Annotated in this window: 2 protein-coding genes; both read right to left on the bottom strand. The window is 54.5% G+C overall.

The features are described from left to right. Nucleotides 1–75: 75 nt before the first annotated feature. Complete coding sequence (locus tag DW806_RS14870) at nt 76–1,947, bottom strand: AAA family ATPase (RefSeq protein ID WP_118730440.1); 1,872 nt, start codon at nt 1,945–1,947, stop codon at nt 76–78. Further along, nucleotides 1,944–3,053: MobA/MobL family protein (locus DW806_RS14865; RefSeq protein WP_118730439.1), on the bottom strand; the 1,110-nt coding region annotated here is incomplete at its 5' end. The genes DW806_RS14865 and DW806_RS14870, both read right to left, overlap by 4 nt.

The following is a 3,053-nucleotide window of genomic DNA, read 5'->3' as shown; positions in this document are numbered from 1 at the left end:
AACAAGGCAAGGCGGCAGCATTAAGGTATCTATAAAAACCTTGCCGTCTTTGCCACGCTTGCCGTGTTCCTGTTGTCAATCTCGGAGATAGCAGACCCATGCTGTGCCGTCTTTCTCGGTCACAAGTCTGTCCCCGATACGGCTCTTTGCCGTTCTCATGGTGCGTGAGGAAATCCCACGCTCATTGACTGCCTTTTCCAGCTCTGCGCTCGGCATACGCTTTCCATCTGCCAGCAGTTCCAGAATGAGCATTTGCGCCTGTGCGGTCTTGCTTTCGGTCTTGGCGGTGTCTGTCCCGGCAAGAAGCTCGTCAGCGGTAATGTCATAAGCTCCTATCCATTCAAAGCCTTTCTCGTCTCCCAGAGAAAAGGCAAGGGACTGTCCGGGCGGCGCAAGGGAGCTTTTCTCATGGATAAGCACCCTCGTTGTCGGACTGTCCTTCAGCTTGCCAATAAACAGCAGACTGCGGACTGCCGCCGTAATGTCGATAGACCCCAATCCCCGGTAGGTGCTTTGCGTTCCTGCGGCTTTGTTGAGGTGTCCGATCAGCACGATAGCGCACCCGGTAGCCTGTGCAATGTCTCCCAGACTGCGGAATATTGGGCGCACCTCGTTTGCTCTGTTCATGTCCACATCTGCGCCCAGAAACGCCTGTACCGGGTCAATGATAACCAGCCTTGCGTTGTTCTCACGGATTGCCCTTGCTATGCGCTCATCGGCAAGGGTCAGCGGCGTGTCTCTATCGTCAATGACAAGCACTCTTTCAAGGTCTGCGTTTGCTTCCATCAGCCGGGGCTTAACAGTATCGCCCAGACCGTCCTCGGCGGTCTGATAGATGATATTGAAAGGCTCAAGGGTCTCCATACCGGGCAAGGGCTTTCGATTGGTGCAAGCCGCCGCAAGACGCATGGCAAAGTAGGTCTTGCCCTCGCCGGGGTTGCCCTGTATGATCGTCAGCTTTCCAAAGGGGATATACGGAAACCATAGCCAATCCACGCTCGTCAGCTCCACATCTGCCATACGGAGCATGGGGACAGGCTGGGCGGTGGGCAGCTCTCGCAGCGTGATTGTCTCGGCTATGAATTTGCGGCTGGGAATATCCCCTTGCTGACGGAGAACATCGTTCCAGTCTTTCCTTGCCGGGACAAGGCGAATGACGGCGATCTCGCTGGGAATGTCCTGCGCCAGTCGGGAGCAGGCTTCACTTCCTGCGGTGTCGCTGTCAAGGCAGAGGAATACTTTTCGGGCGTCCTTGCGTTCAGAAAGAAAACGGTCAAGGGCTTTGCCCGAAACGCCGCCCAGGGCAAGATAGCTCCTTGTCTGCCAGTCCTGCGGATAAAGGCAGATGAACGATAACAGGTCAATCGGTGCTTCAAAGACAAAGAGCTGGTTGCCGTTTCCCTCATAGCGGAACGGATAGGACTTGTCAGACCCGGCAATGTCCTGTCTGAATGGGTCTGCCGTTCCTCGCACATGGGCGTATCTCGGCGTACCGCTTCGGTCTCTGCCGACAAACACAACATTGTGCCGCTTTGCGTCCTCGTAAATATCCCCAGAAAGAAGAAAAGCCTCAACAAGCGTTTTGTTGAGACCTCGGCTTTCGCAAAGATATTGAATTGCTCTGTCGGCTGTTCTGTTGTGCAAGGGCAAGTGAAACGCTGTGGGCGGTGTTGTGCTGGCTTCGGTCTGCCCCTCGCCGCTTTCGCCGGTCAGGAGCTGGACGGCTTCGGGAAAGGACTTTCCGTAAAACTCCATGACAAAATCAATGGGATAGCCGCCCTTGCTCTGGCTGTGGCGAAACCACTTGTTTCCCCGGACGGTCAAGCTGTCATGTTCTTTCCAGCGGTATTCCCGTCCGCTTTTGATTAGTGTCTCTCCCTGTGTACGGAGAAAATCTTCCAGACTGACGGCATTTGCCCGGTCAATCTGTGCTTGGGTGTAATTCATCGGGATAGTTCCTCCTTTTTCTGTCGTGTTTGGGGTCGATTTTGGAGCATTTGTTCCTCTGTACGCTCGTTAAATCGGGCGGCAGTATCTACGCATGACTTGACCCTCCAAAGGCGGTGTAAATCGTCTCTGACAGTCTTAAACTCGCCGTAGGTGGTTTCATGCGCCTGTTCCAAAGCGTCATACTCTGCGGACAGCTTTTTCATATCCACCTTGCCGTCCGAGAACTCCTCGGTCAGCTTGCGTCTGGCGGCGTAGAACTGTTTCAGTTCCGCTTCATGCTCTGCCTTGTACTTGGCTCTGGGCTTTTCAAACTTGATTTTCTGCAAGCCGTCATAGACAGGCTTCAGGCTTCGGAAAGCAGCGGAGCTGTCATAGAGCTGCTTAATCGCTTTCATTCGGGCGGTCTGTTCGCCCAGCGTTTTCTTCAAGCTCTCCGTGGTGGCGTTGTGTTCGTTGACACGGTGTTCCAAATCTTCAAGGGTGTAAATGCCGTTTGCCCGGAGATAATTGAAAGTCTCGTTCATCTCCTTTAGGTTGCTGACCTTGCCTTTCTGCGAATACGCCCCGGCGTTGCGCTGGCTGTAATAGGCGTTCAGCAGAGAAACAAGGTCGGGGGATTGCGGTTTGGACAGCTCGGCTTTTGCTTCGGCAATCCAATCAAACAGGAGAGTGATTTTCTTCTTGATGTCCCGGATAACGGCATTGGTCGCTCTGATCCAGCGATTGAACTCGCCTTTCTCGGTGCGTATGCCTTTCTTCTCCATTGCCCGGACGGTTGCGCCCTCATGGACGGTGGGAAGAAGCTCCACGCCCTGACGCTCATAGCTTCGGTGGTCGATACGAACGTCAAGCCCCTTTTCCGCAAACTTGGCGTTGCATAGCTCCGCCCATGTCTGCCGCCAGTATTCCAGCGTTTCGGGACTGCCCCAGTCGGTAGTGGGAACGGCGTTGAACACAAACTTTCCGTCTGCGTCCCGGATACGGTTGCCGTCCTCGTCCAGCTCATACACCCGGCGTTGCTTTAGTCCCCATTTGCCGTCCTGCTCAATGGGACGGATAGGACAAAGCACATGGAAGTGTGGGTTTGGTATGCCGCCGTCCTC

The organism is Butyricicoccus sp. AM32-19, assembly GCF_003480365.1.
GTDB lineage: Bacteria > Bacillota > Clostridia > Oscillospirales > Butyricicoccaceae > Agathobaculum > Agathobaculum butyriciproducens.
Note: the sequence above shows the minus strand (reverse complement) of the source record. Positions and strands in the feature narration are given on the sequence as shown.

Bases quoted from the DNA above. Each gene is read 5' to 3' on its own strand.
- DW806_RS14870 (WP_118730440.1), bottom strand. From the start codon at position 1,947: ATGAATTACACCCAAGCACAGATTGACCGGGCAAATGCCGTCAGTCTG.